This is a genomic window from Shouchella phoenicis (genome assembly GCF_047238345.1).
GTDB lineage: Bacteria > Bacillota > Bacilli > Bacillales > Bacillaceae_D > Shouchella.
Genome location: NZ_JBDFMQ010000001.1, coordinates 19,176 through 38,400 on the forward strand (window position 1 = coordinate 19,176; position 19,225 = coordinate 38,400).

The 19,225-nt window shown below is 39.3% G+C and carries 19 protein-coding genes; 18 read left to right on the top strand and 1 reads right to left on the bottom strand.

Annotated elements, in window-relative coordinates:
* Window positions 1-130 precede the first annotated feature (130 nt).
* Window positions 131-1,759, top strand: a complete 1,629-nt coding sequence (gene abc-f / locus ABC361_RS00095) for a ribosomal protection-like ABC-F family protein (RefSeq protein ID WP_413072149.1) — start codon at window positions 131-133, stop codon at window positions 1,757-1,759.
* A 56-nt stretch (window positions 1,760-1,815) separates the two neighbouring features.
* Here abc-f and ABC361_RS00100 read toward each other — a convergent pair whose 3' ends face one another.
* The gene (locus tag ABC361_RS00100; RefSeq protein ID WP_413072150.1) at window positions 1,816-2,475 is read right to left on the bottom strand and encodes a universal stress protein; all 660 of its coding nucleotides are present in this window, start codon (window positions 2,473-2,475) and stop codon (window positions 1,816-1,818) included.
* A 152-nt stretch (window positions 2,476-2,627) separates the two neighbouring features.
* Between ABC361_RS00100 and ABC361_RS00105 the strand changes: the two genes are divergently transcribed.
* The 17 genes from ABC361_RS00105 (at window position 2,628) to mfd (ending at window position 19,184) form a co-directional block, all read left to right on the top strand.
* The gene (locus ABC361_RS00105; RefSeq protein WP_413072151.1) at window positions 2,628-3,398 is read left to right on the top strand and encodes a TatD family hydrolase; all 771 of its coding nucleotides are present in this window, start codon (window positions 2,628-2,630) and stop codon (window positions 3,396-3,398) included.
* 127 nt (window positions 3,399-3,525) lie between these two features.
* Window positions 3,526-4,830, top strand: a complete 1,305-nt coding sequence (locus tag ABC361_RS00110; protein ID WP_413072152.1) for a resuscitation-promoting factor — start codon at window positions 3,526-3,528, stop codon at window positions 4,828-4,830.
* A gap of 96 nt (window positions 4,831-4,926) precedes the next feature.
* Window positions 4,927-5,490, top strand: a complete 564-nt coding sequence (gene rnmV / locus ABC361_RS00115) for a ribonuclease M5 (protein ID WP_413072153.1) — start codon at window positions 4,927-4,929, stop codon at window positions 5,488-5,490.
* The gene (gene rsmA / locus ABC361_RS00120) at window positions 5,487-6,362 is read left to right on the top strand and encodes a 16S rRNA (adenine(1518)-N(6)/adenine(1519)-N(6))-dimethyltransferase RsmA (protein WP_413072154.1); all 876 of its coding nucleotides are present in this window, start codon (window positions 5,487-5,489) and stop codon (window positions 6,360-6,362) included. Before rnmV ends, rsmA begins: the two co-directional genes overlap by 4 nt.
* Before the next feature lie 62 nt (window positions 6,363-6,424).
* Complete coding sequence (gene yabG / locus ABC361_RS00125) at window positions 6,425-7,303, top strand: sporulation peptidase YabG (protein ID WP_413072155.1); 879 nt, start codon at window positions 6,425-6,427, stop codon at window positions 7,301-7,303.
* A 226-nt stretch (window positions 7,304-7,529) separates the two neighbouring features.
* A complete protein-coding gene (gene veg / locus ABC361_RS00130; RefSeq protein WP_099305615.1) occupies window positions 7,530-7,793 on the top strand; it encodes a biofilm formation stimulator Veg in 264 nt (87 codons plus the stop codon).
* 99 nt (window positions 7,794-7,892) lie between these two features.
* Complete coding sequence (locus tag ABC361_RS00135; RefSeq protein ID WP_099305613.1) at window positions 7,893-8,069, top strand: small, acid-soluble spore protein, alpha/beta type; 177 nt, start codon at window positions 7,893-7,895, stop codon at window positions 8,067-8,069.
* A 413-nt stretch (window positions 8,070-8,482) separates the two neighbouring features.
* Window positions 8,483-9,376: a 4-(cytidine 5'-diphospho)-2-C-methyl-D-erythritol kinase gene (gene ispE / locus ABC361_RS00140; protein WP_413072156.1), complete on the top strand. Its 894-nt coding sequence runs from the start codon at window positions 8,483-8,485 to the stop codon at window positions 9,374-9,376.
* Between the two features lie 31 nt (window positions 9,377-9,407).
* A complete protein-coding gene (gene purR, locus ABC361_RS00145; protein ID WP_413072157.1) occupies window positions 9,408-10,235 on the top strand; it encodes a pur operon repressor in 828 nt (275 codons plus the stop codon).
* A gap of 14 nt (window positions 10,236-10,249) precedes the next feature.
* Window positions 10,250-10,621 (top strand): RidA family protein, encoded by a 372-nt coding sequence (locus tag ABC361_RS00150; protein ID WP_413072158.1) that lies wholly within the window; start codon window positions 10,250-10,252, stop codon window positions 10,619-10,621.
* 416 nt (window positions 10,622-11,037) lie between these two features.
* Complete coding sequence (gene spoVG / locus ABC361_RS00155; protein WP_099305605.1) at window positions 11,038-11,334, top strand: septation regulator SpoVG; 297 nt, start codon at window positions 11,038-11,040, stop codon at window positions 11,332-11,334.
* 150 nt (window positions 11,335-11,484) lie between these two features.
* Complete coding sequence (gene glmU, locus ABC361_RS00160) at window positions 11,485-12,846, top strand: bifunctional UDP-N-acetylglucosamine diphosphorylase/glucosamine-1-phosphate N-acetyltransferase GlmU (protein WP_413072159.1); 1,362 nt, start codon at window positions 11,485-11,487, stop codon at window positions 12,844-12,846.
* A 27-nt stretch (window positions 12,847-12,873) separates the two neighbouring features.
* On the top strand, window positions 12,874-13,824 hold the full coding sequence (locus ABC361_RS00165) for a ribose-phosphate diphosphokinase (RefSeq protein WP_099305601.1): 951 nt from the start codon (window positions 12,874-12,876) through the stop codon (window positions 13,822-13,824).
* A 114-nt stretch (window positions 13,825-13,938) separates the two neighbouring features.
* Window positions 13,939-14,595 carry a 50S ribosomal protein L25/general stress protein Ctc gene (locus ABC361_RS00170; RefSeq protein WP_413072160.1) on the top strand — a complete coding sequence of 219 codons (657 nt, stop codon included), beginning with the start codon at window positions 13,939-13,941 and terminating at the stop codon, window positions 14,593-14,595.
* Window positions 14,596-14,666: 71 nt separating this feature from the next.
* The gene (pth, locus tag ABC361_RS00175; protein WP_413072161.1) at window positions 14,667-15,227 is read left to right on the top strand and encodes an aminoacyl-tRNA hydrolase; all 561 of its coding nucleotides are present in this window, start codon (window positions 14,667-14,669) and stop codon (window positions 15,225-15,227) included.
* Between the two features lie 64 nt (window positions 15,228-15,291).
* Entirely contained in the window at window positions 15,292-15,519 is a 228-nt protein-coding gene (locus tag ABC361_RS00180) for an anti-sigma-F factor Fin (protein ID WP_413072162.1), read from the top strand.
* 122 nt (window positions 15,520-15,641) lie between these two features.
* Window positions 15,642-19,184, top strand: a complete 3,543-nt coding sequence (gene mfd / locus ABC361_RS00185) for a transcription-repair coupling factor (RefSeq protein WP_413072163.1) — start codon at window positions 15,642-15,644, stop codon at window positions 19,182-19,184.
* Window positions 19,185-19,225: the final 41 nt, after the last annotated feature.

Consider the following 19,225-nt stretch of genomic DNA (forward strand, 5'->3'; position numbering starts at 1 on the left):
TAACTGTATACGAAAAAACCATTAGAAAGAAACACGTCTGTCTACTTGCATACGGATTACACATGCAGCAGCGAGTTTTTGCTGCTTTTTTGTGTTGGTTTCTTTCTTTCATTAAAGGAGAAACGATAAAATGATTTATTTTTATGGAAAAGAAATAGAACAAAACTACGCGGGCAATCAAATTTTTAAAAAGGTCTCAGTTGAAATAAAAGCCGGAGACCGTATAGGCATTGTTGGGCAAAACGGTGCAGGGAAAACGACGATCGCAAAAATTGTTGCAGGAACGGAAAGCCCTTCTGTAGGAGTAGTTGGATGGAAGAAAGGCTTGAAAACAGCAATGATTGATCAAAATCCTTATTACCAAGATATGCTCATTAAAGATGTACTACTGACACCTTTTACTCAGCTAATCGATATGGAAGCAGAACTTAAGAGAATGGAACATGTATTGTCAACATCACTAAGCGAACGAAAGCTTACAGAAACCCTAAATCAATATGCAGAAGTCCAAGAACAGTATACAAATAATGGAGGCTACGAATATCATGCCCTCATTCGAAAGGTAACAGCAGGTCTCCTTTTAGACACTTATCTCAATCATAGTTGGGACTCATTAAGTGGTGGGGAGCGTTCAAAGGTTGAGCTAGCATGTTTACTACTTAAGCAACCTGACTTAATCGTTTTGGATGAACCGACCAATCATTTAGATCTTGTTTCCGTCGACTGGTTAATTCAATGGCTGAATCAATATGAAGGCAGTGTGTTAGTCGTTTCTCATGATCGTTACTTTTTAGACCGTGTTGTGACCACGGTCTGGGAAATGGACCAAGGGATGTTATATGAATATCAAGGAAATTATAGTCGCTTTGTGCAACAAAAGGAAGAAAGGGTGTTAAAAGAATTTCAACACTACGAGGATCAGCAAAAGAAAATAAAGAAAATGAAGGAAACCATTAAGCGTTTAAAAGAATGGGCAAATCAAGCAAACCCACCAAATGCAAGCTTGCACAAGCAAGCAAAAAGCATGGAAAAAGCATTGAATCGAATTGAAGTTTTACAAAAGCCGGTGCAGTCAAAACGTGTCTCGTTTCAATTTAAGCAAGATCAAAGAAGTGGTCAAGACGTATTCAAGCTTGAAGATGTGTCGTTTGCATTTAATCAAAAAACGATTCTGCATAAAGCTAATTTTGTCACTTACCATCGAGAAAGAGTTGCCATTATCGGACCAAATGGTGCAGGGAAGTCAACTTTACTTCAACTATTGCGCGGGAAATATTCTCCGAATAATGGAAGGGTGAAAATAGGGTCAAGTCTGTCGATTGGGTATTTATCACAACATGTGGAAGAGCTTTTAGGAGAGAAAACGGTGCTGGATGCTTATCGAGAATATGCACATGTAGAAGCAGGTGCTGCACGAGGGAGATTAGCAAAATTTTTATTCTTTGGCATGGATGTCTTCAAAAAGACTAGAGATTTAAGCGGAGGAGAGCGAATGCGGTTGCGTCTTGCTCAACTAATGGAAGAGCAACATAACGTGTTACTATTAGATGAACCAACGAACCATCTCGATATTGATTCAAGAGAAGTATTAGAAGACGCTTTAGTAGAATTTAGTGGAACGGTTGTGGCGGTTTCGCATGATCGACAACTTTTAAATCAATATTTCCCCGTCTCTTATTGGCTAGAGAATGGAACAATAACGAGGTATGAAGGCAATGTCTCTTATGTGCAAGCGAAACGTAAGAAAGAGTGTAAGTAAAAATAAACGAGCGACCTGTTTGCACTGTTCAGGTCGCTTGTTTACATAGAATACTGTTATTGTTCATCAATATCCGTTAAGTCAGAGACTTTACCGTCGTCGACACGCACTTCTAATAGTTGTCCATCTTTCGTTAGGGCAAAGATGCCGCTGTTAAAGTCGGTTTGTAAGTGTTTAAAGAAGATCCCTTCAAACGTTTGCCCTTCGAGGTCATCAAAATGAAGATCGTAGGCACCGTTGCCGTCGTCGACTAAATACGCGTGGACGCCTCGTTCGAAATTCCAGTCCTCCGTTTCTTCAGAACGTTCTCGAGGTACAACGTGCAAGTCCGCAAAAGGAGCTTTTTCAAGCAGTTCGTTGACAATGGACCCACCAATTAATTTTGCCCAAATGCTTTCAATAAATTGGCCAATAATAATTTGGGAAGCGTCAACTTCCTTTGCTTTATTGGTAATTACTTTTGTAATGTCATGATAATGAGATTTTTCTAATACGAGATTCGCCTCGTACTCATCAGCCAGCTCTTTAAATAATGTCATATCCACATCTTTATCATTTTTAAATTCTTCTTCAGGAAGAGAATCAAAAACGAGGATTGTTAAAGAAGCACCAAGTTGTTTTGCTAATGAAGCACCTCGAGAAATAAGCTTTTTTCCGTTATGACCATAGTTCACACAGACAAGAATGTTTTCTTTTTGCGATGTTGAAAACGTCATGATGATGTTCAACTCCTTTCGTAACTAAACGGTATTATTCCCCTATCTTAAAACGTTAAACAACTTATGTTGAAGGGATTTATTGACGATAATTAAATTACTTGCTTTCTACAATTCATTAGTCATAAAATGCGAACAGAGAGGTGAATAGAATGTTAATTGATACGCATGTACATTTAAATGCAGATCAGTTTGATGATGATTTGCAAGAAACCATTGATCGTGCAAGAACAGCTGGTGTAAAAGAAATGGTCGTCGTAGGTTTTGATGAAAAAACGATTAAACGAGCGATGAACTTAATTGAGGAAGACGAACAGATTTATGCAGCGATCGGCTGGCATCCAGTTGACGCAATCGATATGACCGATGAACATCTTCAGTGGATTGAAGAACTGGCCAAACATCCTAAGGTTGTTGCAATCGGGGAAATGGGCTTGGATTATCACTGGGATAAGTCCCCTAAAGATGTTCAGAAAGAAGTGTTTCGTAAACAAATCGCATTAGCAAAACGAGTGAATTTACCAATTGTCATTCATAATCGTGACGCTGATCAGGATGTTGTTGAATTATTAGAAGAGGAAAACGCTCATGAAGTTGGCGGCGTGATGCATTGCTTTGGTGGTAGTGTTGAAATTGCAGAACGTTGCATTAGAAACAACTTTTATATTGGGCTCGGAGGTCCGGTTACGTTTAAAAATGCTAAACGACCAAAAGAAGTTGCCAAACAGATCCCACTAGATCGCTTAATTATAGAAACAGACGCTCCGTTCTTAGCTCCTCATCCATACCGTGGAAAGAGAAATGAACCTGCTTATGTGAGAAGGGTAGCTGAAGATATTGCAGATTTACGTGAAATGACATTTGAAGAATTATGTCAAAAAACAACTGAAAATGCAAAGAGATTGTTCACTTTTAGTGAATAATTGGAAACGAATAATGCAACAACAATGCAAAGAAGTGTCAAACATTACTACAATGTTACGATTGTGTAACGTCTATTGACACTAGACAAGCTGGTCTCTATAATTCAGTCCTTGAGGAGGGGCTGAAATGGACCAATTGTCAAAACACGATGATTTAACAAAAAATCGACTTCCATTGCAGACAAAGACGTTTATCGTAGTCGGCGTATTTATCGCTCTTATTTTATTTTTTACTGGCCTTTACGAATGGAACAAAAAGTCTGTCACTGTTCATGTAAATGGAGAAGAGTCGGTTGTGACAACCCACGCAGAATCAATTGAAGAACTACTTCTAAGTTTAGACATAGATGTTACGGAGCACGACCTCGTAGTACCTCATCTTGAGACTGAATTATCTGACGACATGAGTGTGTTGTTTAAGCAAGCAAATGTTGTGACATTAGATATGAATGGTGAGGAAAAGGAAGTCTTAACAACAGTTGATACAATTTATGATTTCTTAAAAGAACAAGGTTTTGAATATCGAACAGAGGATCATTTATTGCCAAGTGGTGACGCTGTAATTGAAGATGGATTAACGATTACGTATAAACCTTCTGTTGAACTTAATTTTGCTTATGATGGGAATGAAGATACATATTGGAGCGCATCAGCGACTGTCGCTGACTTTTTGAAAGAAGCAAATGTAGAACTTGGAGAAGATGATCGAGTAAAACCAAGTCTAGACGAACATTTAGAAAATGGATTGTCTATCAAGCTTACAAGAATTGAAAAAGTCACCGATGTCATTGAGGAATCAACTGCATATGAAACCGTTCGTGAAGATGATGACTCGCTGAATACAGGGGTCGAGCGTGTTGTTGAACAAGGAGAGCGAGGAAAGCAAGAACTCCATTATCTTATTACGTATGAAGACGGAGAAGAAGTGGAGCGCGAACTTGTTGAAACAAAAATGGTTGAAGAACCGAAAGAGCGTATTGTAGCGGTTGGAACGAAAGAAGAAGAAGCAAAGCAGTTTGTATCTGAAACAAAAACGGCAAATGCTACTGTAAGTCAAAGGGATGCAAAGCCAGAAACAACAACTTCATCATCGAATCAACCAAGCCAATCCAGTACCTCTAAAAATGAGGCGAAATCTGAATCAAAAACCATTCAAATGACGGCGACGGCCTATTCGGCTGAATGTGATGGTTGTAGTGGCGTCACGGCAACGGGGATTAACTTGTTAAATGACCGAAATATGAAAGTAGTGGCTGTAGACCCAAGCGTTATTCCTCTTGGTTCAAAGGTTCATGTTGAGGGATACGGAGAAGCCATTGCTGGAGATACCGGTGGAGCAATTAATGGAAATAAGATTGATTTACACGTACCGACTCGTGAGCAAGCAATGAGTTATGGACGTAAAACCGTTAACGTAACCATTCTTGATTAAGTGATAAAAGAAGCGACGACAAGTTAGCTTCTTTTTTTTTGCGTATAAAACAGCTAAAATAAAAGGAGTATAGGAGTGAGATGAAAGAGGCGGATCATGAAAATTAAAGAAATAATCGTTGTAGAAGGCCGCTCAGATACGGTAGCAATTAAGCGTGCTGTTGATGCCGATACAATTGAAACAAACGGCTCAGCGGTTGGGGAGGATGTTCTCAAACGAATTGAACTTGCTTATGAGAGAAGAGGCGTCATTATTCTGACAGACCCAGATTACCCAGGAACGAGAATTAGAAGGATCGTGAGTGAACGGATTCCTGGTTGCAAACATGCGTTTATCCCAAAATCGAAAGCCATGCGGAAGAACCGAAGTCTCGGCGTCGAGCATGCTAGCGATGAAGCGATCCAACAAGCGTTAAAAGAAGTACGTTCAGCAGGGAAATCGACATATGAATCGGATGTTTCACGGAGTGACCTTATTATGGCTGGCTTAATGTCAGGAGACGGCGCTAAACAAAAGCGAGAGGCATTAGGCGAACGACTTGCTATAGGATATGCAAATGGAAAGCAATTAAAGAAACGATTGGATGCTTTTGAAATTACCGCAGAAGAATTTCAACAAGCATTGAAAGATATCGAACAAACGGAGGAAAAACGTACGTGAAAAAAGACATTGCCACACCAGCGCGAACGAAAGAAATTTTAGCGAAACATAATTTTCATCTAAAAAAAAGCTTAGGACAAAATTTTTTAATTGATTTAAACATATTGAACGGAATTGTAGATGCAAGTGGGTTTACGGAAAAAGATGGGGTCATTGAAATTGGACCTGGTATCGGTGCATTGACAGAACAGTTAGCTAAAAAAGCTAAAAAAGTCGTTGCGTTTGAAATTGACGATCGATTAATACCTGTTCTGGAGGATACGTTGTCCCCTTATTCAAATATTGAAATCATTCATGAAGATGTATTAAAAGCTGACGTACAAAGCATCCTTGCTTCATCCTTTAATGACGTGGAGCATATTCATGTAGTCGCAAACTTGCCTTACTATGTAACAACTCCTATCTTAATGAAATTGTTAGAAGAGCGGTTGCCGTTAAAAAGTATAACGGTCATGATTCAAGCAGAAGTGGCGGAGCGCATTGCTGCAGTGCCATCGACGAAAGAATATGGATCGTTATCAATCGCTGCACAATACTTTTCAGAAGCTAAGAAGAAACTGCACGTACCTGCAAGTGTATTTGTGCCGCAGCCTCGTGTTGATTCGGCTGTTTTAAAACTTACTATCCGTGAGCGGCCGCTTGTTTCTGTCAAAGAAGAAGCGTGGTTTTTTCAAGTATTTCATGCTTGCTTTGCAAATAGAAGAAAAACAATTATGAATAACCTTGTTCATAATTTAGTTGGAAAAGAAAAGAAATCACTTGCAGAAGAAGCGCTGCATCGTGCAGACATTGATCCAATGCGAAGAGGTGAAACGTTATCCATTGAAGAATTTGCTGCGCTTAGCGATGAATTGTATGATTTACGCAATTAACCATTAAATCGTGTCACTTCCCCTTCTATGTTCACATAGGCTACATGAGAGGGGGCAACGTGATGACAGTGAAAATGGGTGATGTAGTTGGCCGGCTCTCTTATAAATGTGATCTGTTATTTCGTGTCTTAGCGGTTGAGAAAGGCGTAGTCACGCTTGTAGGAGAAGAGATGCGTCTACTTGCAGATGCACCTATAGATGATGTGAAAGTAATGTCTCTGCAGGAACGTGAAGAGGATAAGAATAAAGTAAAAGAACAAGAAGATGCATCCTATCGCTTATTTCGTCAGGATGCAAAACTAATGAAGCGAAGACAAGATTATCAAACACATTCTGGATATGAAGATACGTCACATTTTTTTGAGTTAAGAGGTAGGGTTCTGCACATTGACGGCGATGCGAATTATCTAGATCGATGTACGGATATTTATAATAAACTAGGTGTCCCTGTCTATGGCGTTCACCTCGAAGAAAAAGAAATGCCTGCTCAACTAGCATCTTTAATGGAGATGGTTCAGCCAGACATTCTTGTCGTTACAGGCCATGATGCCTATTCAAAGGCAAAAGGAAACCGTAACGATTTGAAAGCATACCGGCATACAAAGTACTTTGCAGAGTGTGTCAGAATAGCTCGTAACCATACAAAAGATTTAGACCGCTTACTTATTTTTGCAGGTGCTTGCCAATCGCATTTTGAAACACTCATTCGTGCAGGAGCAAATTTTGCATCTTCGCCGGATCGGGTAAATATTCATGCTCTTGACCCAGTTTATATTGCGGCTAAATTAAGCCGATCGTCCTTTGCAGACACTGTTAATTTATGGGACGTGATTCGAAACACCATTACAGGTCAAAAGGGCTTAGGCGGGATTGAAACAAAAGGGTGTATGAGACTCGGGCTACCCTATAAAGAAGCTTATACCGACGATACCAATGCCTAACATCAATAAAAATAATTCAATTTCAGGACACTTTGCAGGTCAATATGCAAGGTGTTTTGTTATTTTTTATCAATGTTCTAATAAAAATGGGAAAGAAACATATACTATCTACAATAAATTACAAATTTAGTCATTGACATAGGTGTGGAACGTTGTTAAAATTATAAATTTTGACTTTCTACACATTTCTTGTTATACTAAGAACATAGTGAGGTGGTTGTGGAAAATGGCAAAGACGTTAATTGACATTAAGCGAGCACTAGATAGCAACATTGGAAAGAAAATAACAATAAAAGCAAATGGAGGACGTAAGAAGTCTTCTGAACAATCAGGGATGATTGAAGAAACGTATCCAGCTGTATTTATTGTTAAGCTAGATGAAGATCAAAATTCTGTTGAACGTGTTTCATATAGCTATGCAGATGTATTAACAGAAACTGTACAATTACTTTTACCGAGTGACGGAGGCAAGCCTGCAACACTCATTTAAAAGTCGTGACTTTCTTTCCAAAAAAAAGAAAGTCTTTTTTTTATGGAGTTGCGCACACTAAGAGTGCAGTACATTAACAAGCAAAGGGGCGGTTTTCACGTGAGCAGAAGACGAGGAATGATGTCAGATCGCTTAAAAGAAGAAATTGCAAAAGAGCTTGGTTTTTATGATACTGTACAAAAAGAAGGTTGGGGCGGTATTAAAGCCAAAGATGCTGGCAACATGGTGAAGCGAGCAATTGAGCTTGCGGAACAAAACCTTCACGAAAGAAAATAACTGGCTAAACAAACAAGAATACAAGTAAGAAAAAACCATGAATGCACAGGCATTCATGGTTTTTTATTCAAAAGCAGTGTATCGTGATTTTAAACAGAGATGTGGACTTCACTTTGATTCGGCTATCATTCAACTGTACTTTTTTTGTTTAAGAAATCTCTAATTGGGAATAGTAATACTACTAACCTATTAAAATGGAGATGATTAAAGATGAGTTTACAAGAATATATAACAGAAATTAACGATATGCTGGAAGAAGCTAAGACAAATGTACATACGGAAATAGATGAGTAAAGCGCCCTTTTTTATATAAGGGTGTTTTTTTATGTGGGCCCGCTAAGAGAAAAGGTGGTATGTTCGTTTCACAAGTGATAAAATAACTTCAGCATTATGCATGTATAGAAGGTGAGAAAGTGAAGGTTTCGATTAAGGCCCCGGCGAAAATCAATTTATCATTAGATGTATTAAGAAAACGTAACGATGGATATCATGAAGTGGAAATGATTATGACCATGGTTGATCTAGCTGATCGTATTGACCTTACAGATTGTTCTTCTGGGAAGATAACAGTTGATGTATCTGAAGGGTTTGTGCCTAATGATGAACGGAATTTTGCCTATCAAGCGGCCGCGTTGTTGAAGAAAAGATTTAAAGTAACATCTGGAGTTCATATTTATATTACAAAACGTATTCCTGTAGCAGCAGGTCTTGCAGGTGGTAGCAGTGATGCAGCAGCGACGTTGAAAGGGTTAAATCAGCTTTGGAAGCTTGGCTTAACGCTGGATCAACTAGCTGAACTCGGTGCAGAGATTGGATCAGACGTTTCTTTTTGTGTCTATGGCGGAACCGCGCTTGCAACAGGACGAGGGGAAAGGATCGAAGCGATTCCTTCACCGCCTCCGTTATGGGTAATCCTTGCAAAGCCGCCAATTGGGGTTTCAACGAAAGAAATATATGGGAATTTAAAATTGAACCAAGCAACACATGCAAATACGGAAGCCATGATTCAATCCTTAGTCAATCAAGATACGAAAGGGATTTTTCAAAACCTGCACAATACGCTTGAAGGTGTAACGCTTCAGCTGTATCCAGAAGTTAAGCACTTAAAAGAACAAATGAAACGTTTTGGCGCAGACGCTGTATTGATGAGTGGAAGTGGTCCAACCGTATTTGGTTTAGTGGAAACGGAGTCACGCGTTAATCGAATTTATAACGGATTAAGAGGATTTTGTGAAGAGGTTCACGCTGTGCGCTTAATTCGTACAAGCAACACTTGTCCAAAACCGTACGAAAGTGATATCTTATAAGTAAATAATTCGGTTATGGCTCGGAGGGATTATGAAAAAGTTAAAAAGAAGTTCACGTCTCGTTGATATGACGTATTTTTTGCTCCAACATCCGCATGAAGTCATCTCGTTAACGCATTTTTCAGAGCGTTACCAAGCTGCTAAATCTTCTATTAGTGAAGATTTGGTTATTATTAAAGAAATGTTTGAGGATGAAGGATACGGCGCATTATTGACCATTCCAGGAGCAAGCGGTGGCGTTAAATTTATGCCTAGGATGAAGAAGGAAGAAGCGGAAACGCTCGTTCATCAACTTGTCCTAGATCTTAATAGACCGGAACGTATTTTACCGGGTGGGTATCTCTATATGATGGATGTATTAGGAAACCCAAAATTGTTGCATGAAGTAGGGCGCTTGTTTGCAGCCGCGCTCGTGGATAAAGAGATCGATGCTGTTATGACCGTTGCAACTAAAGGAATTCCCCTTGCATATGCAGTAGGACAACATTTAGGTGTGCCTGTAAGTATTGTGCGACGTGACCATAGAATTACAGAGGGATCTATGGTGAGTATTAACTATGCATCTGGTTCTTCAGATCGTATTCAAACGATGACGCTAGCTAGACGGAGCTTGGCGCCTGGATCGAATGTTTTTATCGTCGATGACTTTATGAAGGCAGGCGGAACAATTCGTGGTATGGTGGATTTACTTGCGGAATTTGAAGCAAAGTTGGTTGGTGTCGGTGTACTGGTAGAAGCAGCTGGTGTAACAGAACGACTCGTTGAAGATTATTTATCTTTAACAAAATTAACGAATGTGAATGTTCGTGAAAGGCAAATTGAATTATTAAGTGGTAATATTTTAGATAGATTAGAGTAAAGGGGATCTTTCATATGAAAATTGTGCATACAACAAAAGCACCTCAAGCAATTGGTCCATATTCACAAGGAATGATTGTGAACAACATGTTCTATAGCTCTGGACAAATTCCGTTAACTGCAGAAGGCGAACTTGTAAATGGCTCGGTAGAAGAACAAACGCATCAAGTTTTCAGCAACCTTAAAGCGGTCTTAGCTGAAGCGGGTTCTTCCCTTGATAAGGTGATAAAAGCAACCGTATTCATCAAAGATATGAATGACTTTCCATTGATCAATGAAGTATATGGAGAATATTTCTCTGAACATCAACCAGCCCGTTCGTGTGTAGAAGTAGCCCGTCTCCCTAAAGACGTATTGATTGAAATAGAGGTTATTGCGCTCGTATAAGAAAAAAGGCTTTACAAAAGAATAGAAACATGTTGAAAAGGCGAATATTCTAATGAATGACTCGTCTTTTCTCTGTTCTTTATGATAGAGTCCAGATAATTGTATGAAAAAGGTCATGTGATTAAAATCGTCGAAGAATTCTGAGGGAGAAGCGGTGTAGTGCTCATGGACATCCATGAAAACTGGCTTGGTTCTACTATAGTGAATGGAACTAGGATGATTTTAGACAGGGATCTGGACTTGCCTTTCACGATCTTGTTGTTATAAGAATCTTGCTTGTTTGAGTCTTAGTTAAATGACGATATACTTCTTTTATTATTTTTTGAAAAATCATAAAAAAACTTTATTTCTTTGAAGGATTTAACCTGACTCTCTAGAATCTACTATATAGATTATCTATAAGAGAGGTGACCACCATGGAAATTACTGACGTAAGGTTACGGCGTGTGCAAACGGAAGGTCGTATGCGTGCAATAGCTTCAATTACGATTGACCATGAATTTGTTGTTCATGATATTCGTGTCATTGATGGAAACAACGGCCTATTCGTTGCAATGCCTAGCAAGCGAACACCTGACGGAGAATTTAGAGATATTGCACACCCGATATCCTCTAAAACGAGAGAAAAGATTCAAGTGGCTGTTATAGAAGAGTACGATCGCGTAGGAGAATATGATGACGCTAACAATTATGAAGAAGCAGGTGCTTCATAATAAAAGGAAGAACAAATCAGTCAGCTAAAGAGGCAGGCTGATTTTTTTTGTATTTTTTTTCAAGTATGTAAAGACAACAAGAGATGTTGAAATGATTGACCGTTTCAAGTATAGTTTTAATGATGAACATGAACGAGTGTGGAGGGGACTATGGGCGGACGATATGCAATTGTTCTTGCTGCTGGACAAGGGACAAGAATGAAATCAAAGCTTTATAAAGTGTTGCACCAAGTTTGTGGCAAAACCATGGTGGAACACGTTGTAAATCAAGCAGAAGCAGTTGGGTTTGATCACATCTCAGTCGTTGTTGGACACGGGGCTGATCAAGTGAAAGAAGCCATTGTAGGAGATGTTTCTTTTGCTTTACAACAAGAACAACTTGGCACAGGACATGCAGTTAGATGTGTAGAGCCTCTGTTAGAGGAGAAGCAAGGTACAACGGTTGTTTTATGTGGCGACACACCATTGATTACATCACAAACGATCCAGGAACTTCTTGATTTTCATGAACAGGAAGCTGCGAAAGTGACAGTCTTAACAGCGAATGTTCATAACCCTCATGGTTATGGTCGAATGATCCGCGATGAACATGGTGAAGTAAGCAAAATTGTTGAACAAAAAGATGCTACTGCAAAAGAGCAAGCCGTTACAGAGATAAATACTGGTATCTATTGCTTTGACAACCAAGCTCTTTTTGCTGCATTAAAAGAAGTTAATAACGATAACAAGCAAGGTGAATACTATTTACCTGATGTTATAGGGCTTTTAAAGGACAGTGGAGAGAAAGTGAGTGCTCACCCAGCATCTTCATTGGATGAGACCATAGGCGTAAATGACCGGGTTGCATTAGCTCAAGCTGAAAAGCATATGCAGAAGCGTATAAATGACTATTGGATGACGGAAGGTGTAACCCTTATCGATCCCGAAACCACTTATATATCAGCTGATGCAATGCTATCACAAGATGCGACAATCTATCCAAATGTGAGCATCAAAGGAACATCCAAAATAGGTGAGGATTGCATCATTGAGTCTGGAACTGAAATTCATGACTCAGTCATTGAAAAAGGTGTTCATATCCGATCATCATATATTTACAATAGTTATGTATCTGAAGGCGCATCAATTGGTCCTTTCGCACATATTCGACCGGAATCATCTGTAGGGAAAGACGTCAAAGTCGGGAACTTTGTTGAGTTAAAAAAAGCTGCGATTAAAGATCGAAGTAAGGTCTCTCATCTAACGTATATTGGCGATGCCGCTATAGGAGAAGATGTAAATATAGGCTGTGGTGTAGTAACGGTGAACTATGACGGCAAGAATAAACATCAAACGATTGTTCACGATGGCGCATTTATTGGCTCTGGTTCGAACTTAGTCGCACCAGTTGAGGTAGGAAAGCGTGCATTTATTGCGGCTGGATCTACAATTACGAATAGTGTAGATGACTATTCATTAGCTATTGCTCGGGCGAGACAAGTAGATAAACAAAATTACGTAAAAAAAGATTAATAACATTTATTGGAGGTAACACAAGAGATGGCAAATTACAGCGACCCAAGCTTAAAGGTCTTTACTCTTAATTCAAACAAGGCTTTAGCTGAAGAAATCGCTCAGCATATAGGTGTTTCTTTAGGGAAAAACTCCGTTATGCGCTTTAGTGATGGCGAAGTACAGATCAATATTGAAGAAAGTATACGCGGATGTGACGTATACCTCATTCAATCTACCTCTGCCCCAGCAAATGAACACTTAATGGAACTTTTAATTATGATTGATGCTGTTAAAAGAGCTTCAGCTAGAACGATAAATGTTGTTATGCCGTATTACGGATATGCGCGTCAAGATCGTAAAGCAAGAGCGAGAGAACCGATTACAGCTAAGCTTGTGGCGAATCTGCTTGAAACAGCTGGTGCAACGCGTGTTCTTACAATTGATCTTCATGCTACACAAATTCAAGGATTCTTTGATATTCCGGTTGATCAACTAATGGGTGTACCGATTCTATCTGATTATTTTGGTGGAAAAGGGTTAGATGATATTGTCGTTGTGTCGCCTGACCATGGTGGCGTGGTGAGAGCCCGTAAAATGGCTGATCGCTTAAAAGCACCAATCGCGATTATTGACAAGCGTCGACCAAAGCCAAATGTATCTGAAGTCATGAACATTGTTGGGAATATTGAAGGAAAAACTGCTATTATCATTGATGATATTATTGATACGGCAGGAACCATTACACTTGCGGCGAATGCTTTAGTAGAACAAGGAGCAAAAGAAGTGTATGCTTGTTGTACACACCCTGTTCTTTCTGGCCCTGCAGTTGAAAGAATTCGTAACTCTAAAATTAAAGAACTTGTTGTGACGAATACGATCGACTTAGAGGAAGAGAAAAAAGGCGCGAATATTACCGAGTTGTCAGTTGCTGAATTAATGGCTGAGGCAATTATTCGTGTGCATGAAGATGCTTCAGTTTCGACTCTGTTCGATTAATTCCATAAACACCTAGAGAGAAATTACGAAAAGAACAAGGAATTCTGTTTGAAAACTGACCTTTAAGGGAACACATTTAATAGACGTGGAAAACTAAGATGAGGTGAAAGAAAGATGACAGTATTACAAGCTCGTGATCGTAAAGACTTAACAGGACAAGAAACAAGAAAAATTCGCTTAGATGGCTTCGTGCCAGGCGTACTATATGGCAAGAAAATTCAAAGCCAAGCTGTATCAGTTGAAAGTGTTGCTTTTTTAAAGACAATGAGAGAAGTAGGACAAAATGGGTTATTTAACCTTGAACTAGAAAGCGGTAAAAAGCATAATGTAATGGTTCAAGAAGTTCAAGTAGATCCACTAAAAAATCACTACACTCACATTGATTTCTTTGAAGTAGATATGAACGAAGAGCGTGATGCAAATGTACCGGTTCATTTAGAAGGAGAAGCACCTGGAGCAAGCGAGGGTGGAATTGTAAACCACCTTCTTTATGAAATTACGGTTCACTGCTTACCAGCAGATATTCCAGAGAGCATTACAGTAGATATCTCCAATCTAAACATTGGTGATTCGCTATCAGTTGAAGAAATTCGTTCAAATGTACCGGTTCAAATCGTTAATGAAGACGATGAAGCTGTTGTAACCGTACAAGCACCTTCAGTGAACGAAGATCCAGAAGCGACTGAAGAAGATGGTACAACTGCACTTGGTGTTGAAGCAACAGAAGAGCGTGAAGATGACGATAAAGATCGTCCAGGTCGCGTAGAATAGAAAAAATTGGCGAAAGGTATGACCCTTTGGGGTTATGCCTTTTTCGTCAAGTTAGCATAAAGGAGTTACACATGAAGTTAATTGTGGGCTTAGGCAATCCTGGAAAACAATTTGACCATACTCGACATAATATTGGCTTTGACAGCATCGACGAGTTGGCGAAGCAATTTGACGTTTCGTTAAATAAACAAAAATACAATGGGCTTTATGGTGAAGCGATTATCGACGGTGAAAAAGTGTTTTTGCTCAAACCATTAACCTATATGAATTTATCAGGCGAGTGCGTCAGACCTTTTATGGATTTCTTTAAAATTGATATACATGATCTTGTTATTTTATATGACGATTTAGATATCCCACCAGGGAAAATTCGCCTTCGTCAAAAAGGAAGTGCCGGAGGACATAACGGGATTAAATCTCTTATCCATCATTTAGGGACACAGGAATTTAATCGTGTTCGAATCGGTGTTGGGCGGCCTATTAATGCAGAGCCGATTGTTAAATACGTTTTAAACCGTGCATCTAGCGATGAGCAAATTCATTTGAACGATGCTGTAAAAAAAACAGCAAAAGCAATGGAGTCTTGGCTAAGTAAGCCGTTTATTGAAGTCATGAACGTCTTTAATCGTTAGGATAATGTCGGCGCATTTTGATCATACTGTAGACAAGCATAAAGGTCTATAAGGAGTGATGAAAATGGCCGTACATTACAAGTGTAGCTACTGTCGAAAAGCGATGGCAACGTTAGAAGAGCCTTATACATTTGATGATTTAGGTATCAGCAATCTTCATGAAAGTGATCAAGAGGATATTGTTCGACTTACGAATAAAGGGGATGTTCATATTGCATCAATCTGTGAAGATTGTCATGAAGCCTTTCAACTAAATCCGCTTTTACATGAGACACAGCAAGTTATTCAGTAAAGGTAGAAAGCTTTGGTATCCTTAAAGACCAAGGCATTTTTCAATTAAAACAAACGTAGAATTGTTAGTATAAAACGATTTTTACGGTTCAAAATGAGTTAGCGATATCAGGGGGAAAAGAAATGTTAGGATTGCAACAGTTTGTAAGTAGAACGAATGAACTACAAACCATTGCTGACGGAATAGAAAACGGTAAGAGTGAGCAAGTCTTATCAGGTTTAACCGGTTCTTCGAGAACCGTTGCCAGTGCATCACTTTTCCGTGAGACACAGCGTAACCAATTAATTGTTACCCATAACTTATTCCAAGCACAGAAAATTTACGAAGATTTAGTTGATTTATTAGGGGAAGAAAAAGTTTTCCTTTATCCAGTGAACGAATTAATCTCTGCAGAAATAGCAGTAGCTAGTCCAGAAATGAAAGCGCAACGCATTGATGTGTTAAATCGTCTTGTGGGCTCTTTTTCTGGAATTGTTGTGGTTCCATTAGCAGGTGTACGACGATTATTGCCACCTAAGACTTTATGGGAACAGCATCAAATTGAACTAAACGTCGGTAAAGATGTACAAGAGCTCGATACATTTATTAGTCGTCTTGTTTCCATGGGCTATAGACGCTCTGATATGGTTGCAGCGCCAGGGGATATGAGTGTCCGTGGTGGCATTATTGACATGTATCCGCTTACGGAAGAGAATCCGATTCGAATTGAACTCTTCGATACAGAAATTGACTCATTACGTTATTTTTCATTAGAAACCCAACGTTCAGAAGGGCCCATTGAGACCATAAAGATTGGACCAGCTGAAGAAGTTCTTTTAACATCAAGCCATTATAGTCATGCGGCAAAGGTACTGGAAGAACAACTACATGTCACAACAAAAAAAGTCTCCAATAAAAAGACACGTGAATTGCTTCAAGAGAGAATTCCGTTTGAATTAGCGCAATTAAAACAAGGCCAATCATTTGAAGGCATGTACAAATATATGTCGTTTTACTATGAAAGTCCAAACACGCTATTATCGTATATGTCAGACCATGCTGTTATTTGGATTGATGAAATGACTCGTGTAAAAGAAATGTCCGAAAATCTCTACAAAGAAGAGGCGGAGTGGCATACGAGTATGATTGAACAAGGCGCGATTGTTCACGGGGCAGAGATGTCTTTCGAATTGATTAATCGGTTACAAGAAGTGTCGCAGCCAATCATCTATTCATCGCTTTTTCAAAAGCAAATACCAGGAACGAAACCGCAGCAAACGATTAATGTTTCTTGTAAGTCGATGCAGAATTTTCATGGACAAATGAATTTGCTGACGTCTGAAATTAATCGATGGTTGTCCAATCAATATACGATTTTGTTTATTGCAGGAACTGAAGATCGAGCCAAACGCTTATCTTTAAATCTATCCGACGAAAACATTGATGCCCACGTCATTGAAGGAAAAACAGCGTTAACGAAAAGCACTGTACAAATTTTCACCGGTCATTTACACGCTGGTTTTGAATTACCGGAAGAAAAGCTTGTTGTCATTACTGAGGAAGAAGTGTTTGCCAAACAAGCAAGAAAGCCGAAACGTCGTCAAACGATGTCTAATGCAGAGCGAATTAAAAGCTATTCTGAACTTGCTGTAGGCGATCTCATCGTACACGTGAATCACGGTGTAGGAAAGTATTTAGGCGTAGAGACACTCGAGATTAATGGGGTTCATAAAGATTATTTAAACTTACGCTATGCAGGGAATGACAAGCTGTATGTTCCAGTTGAACAAATTGATCAAGTACAAAAATACGTAGGGTCAGAAGAAAAAGATCCTAAAATTTATGCACTTGGGGGCAACGATTGGAAAAAAGTAAAGAGTAAAGTGAAGTCATCAGTCGAAGATATTGCGGATGACTTAATTAAACTTTATGCAGAGCGTGAAGCAAGTGTTGGCCACAAATTTTCTGAAGATGGGCCTGAGCAAGCGGATTTTGAAGCTTCGTTTCCTTATCAAGAAACAGAAGACCAGGCGCGGGCCATTGTTGAAATTAAAGAAGATATGGAAAAACAACGACCGATGGATCGTTTGTTATGTGGTGATGTAGGTTATGGAAAGACTGAAGTAGCAATTCGAGCTGCATTTAAAGCAATTATGGATGGGAAACAGGTTGCCATTCTTGTGCCCACTACGATTTTAGCCCAGCAGCATTTTGAAACCATTTCAGAGCGGTTTTCTGAATTTCCAATTACAGTAGGAGTTTTGAGCCGATTCCGGTCTAGAAAAGAGCAAAACGAAGTATTAAAAGGACTCAAAGCAGGTTCTGTTGATTTGGTCGTCGGAACCCATCGCTTGTTATCTAAAGATCTCGTTTTCAAAGAGCTAGGGTTACTGATTGTGGATGAAGAACAGCGGTTTGGTGTAACACATAAAGAGAAAATTAAGCAATTGAAGTCAAATATTGATGTTCTAACGTTAACGGCTACACCAATTCCAAGAACGTTGCACATGTCGATGCTCGGTGTTCGGGACTTGTCTATTATTGAAACGCCTCCAGAAAATCGTTTCCCTGTGCAGACGTATGTGGTGGAATACAATCCATCGATTGTACGAGAGGCAATTGAGCGAGAAATGACTCGTGGAGGTCAAGTGTACGTCTTATACAATCGTGTGGAAGACATTGAGCGAATGACTGAGCAAATCTCAATGCTTGTACCTGATGCAAAAGTGGCGTATGCCCATGGTCAAATGAATGAGCGGGAACTAGAATCCATTATTTTAAGTTTCTTAGAGGGTGAGAGCGATGTGCTCGTGACCACGACAATCATTGAAACAGGTGTCGATATTCCAAACGTAAACACGTTAATTGTAAGCAATGCAGACAAGATGGGATTATCGCAGCTTTATCAAATTCGCGGGCGTGTAGGACGTTCAAATCGAGTTGCTTATTCCTACTTTACTTACCAGCAAGACAAAGTATTAACGGAAGTAGCAGAACGTAGGCTTCAATCAATTAAAGAGTTTACAGAACTTGGTTCAGGTTTTAAAATTGCGATGCGTGATTTAACAATTAGAGGAGCAGGTAATCTTTTAGGCTCTCAGCAGCATGGATTTATTGATTCTGTTGGGTTTGACCTTTACTCGCAAATGCTAAAAGATGCCATTGATGAACGGAAAGGTAATGTTCCAAAACAAGAGCGGTTCCAATCTGAACTTGCAATTAGTGTGGATGCTTATATTCCAGAACGCTACATTCCAGATGCAAAACAAAAAATTGAAATGTACAAACGATTTAAAGGCATAGAAACCATTGATGAGCTCGCAGATTTACAAGATGAATTAATTGATCGTTTTGGTGAATACCCAAAACAAGTGGATTACTTGTTAAGTTTAACGAAAATAAAGCACTTAGCTGATCGCTATAAAGTAGAAAAAGTAGCGGAAGCAAAAGACACGATTACGATACTATTGTCTGCTGAAACCACTCAATCAATAAAGATTGCCTCATTTATGGAAGCTGCTCGCGCCATCGGTCGCTTTGTGACGGTTGGAACACAAGGGGATCAATTAAAAATTACGATTAAAACAAAGAGTATGTTACCTGAACAAATACTGGATGTGACGTATGAAGTACTACAAGCGGTGCATCGATCTTATTTAACGCAAGACCAAATGACCGTTAGCTGAGGTTGAAGAATCAAATCTTTAAGATATTTCATCTATTGGTG

What these genes read in the sequence shown, in the direction of transcription:
- abc-f (WP_413072149.1), top strand. Translation starts at nt 131, where the DNA reads ATGATTTATTTTTATGGAAAAGAAATAGAACAAAACTACGCGGGCAAT.
- ABC361_RS00100 (WP_413072150.1), bottom strand. Translation starts at nt 2,475, where the DNA reads ATGACGTTTTCAACATCGCAAAAAGAAAACATTCTTGTCTGTGTGAAC.
- ABC361_RS00105 (WP_413072151.1), top strand. Translation starts at nt 2,628, where the DNA reads ATGTTAATTGATACGCATGTACATTTAAATGCAGATCAGTTTGATGAT.
- ABC361_RS00110 (WP_413072152.1), top strand. Translation starts at nt 3,526, where the DNA reads ATGGACCAATTGTCAAAACACGATGATTTAACAAAAAATCGACTTCCA.
- rnmV (WP_413072153.1), top strand. Translation starts at nt 4,927, where the DNA reads ATGAAAATTAAAGAAATAATCGTTGTAGAAGGCCGCTCAGATACGGTA.
- yabG (WP_413072155.1), top strand. Translation starts at nt 6,425, where the DNA reads ATGACAGTGAAAATGGGTGATGTAGTTGGCCGGCTCTCTTATAAATGT.
- veg (WP_099305615.1), top strand. Translation starts at nt 7,530, where the DNA reads ATGGCAAAGACGTTAATTGACATTAAGCGAGCACTAGATAGCAACATT.
- purR (WP_413072157.1), top strand. Translation starts at nt 9,408, where the DNA reads ATGAAAAAGTTAAAAAGAAGTTCACGTCTCGTTGATATGACGTATTTT.
- ABC361_RS00150 (WP_413072158.1), top strand. Translation starts at nt 10,250, where the DNA reads ATGAAAATTGTGCATACAACAAAAGCACCTCAAGCAATTGGTCCATAT.
- spoVG (WP_099305605.1), top strand. Translation starts at nt 11,038, where the DNA reads ATGGAAATTACTGACGTAAGGTTACGGCGTGTGCAAACGGAAGGTCGT.
- glmU (WP_413072159.1), top strand. Translation starts at nt 11,485, where the DNA reads ATGGGCGGACGATATGCAATTGTTCTTGCTGCTGGACAAGGGACAAGA.
- ABC361_RS00165 (WP_099305601.1), top strand. Translation starts at nt 12,874, where the DNA reads ATGGCAAATTACAGCGACCCAAGCTTAAAGGTCTTTACTCTTAATTCA.
- ABC361_RS00170 (WP_413072160.1), top strand. Translation starts at nt 13,939, where the DNA reads ATGACAGTATTACAAGCTCGTGATCGTAAAGACTTAACAGGACAAGAA.
- pth (WP_413072161.1), top strand. Translation starts at nt 14,667, where the DNA reads ATGAAGTTAATTGTGGGCTTAGGCAATCCTGGAAAACAATTTGACCAT.
- ABC361_RS00180 (WP_413072162.1), top strand. Translation starts at nt 15,292, where the DNA reads ATGGCCGTACATTACAAGTGTAGCTACTGTCGAAAAGCGATGGCAACG.
- mfd (WP_413072163.1), top strand. Translation starts at nt 15,642, where the DNA reads ATGTTAGGATTGCAACAGTTTGTAAGTAGAACGAATGAACTACAAACC.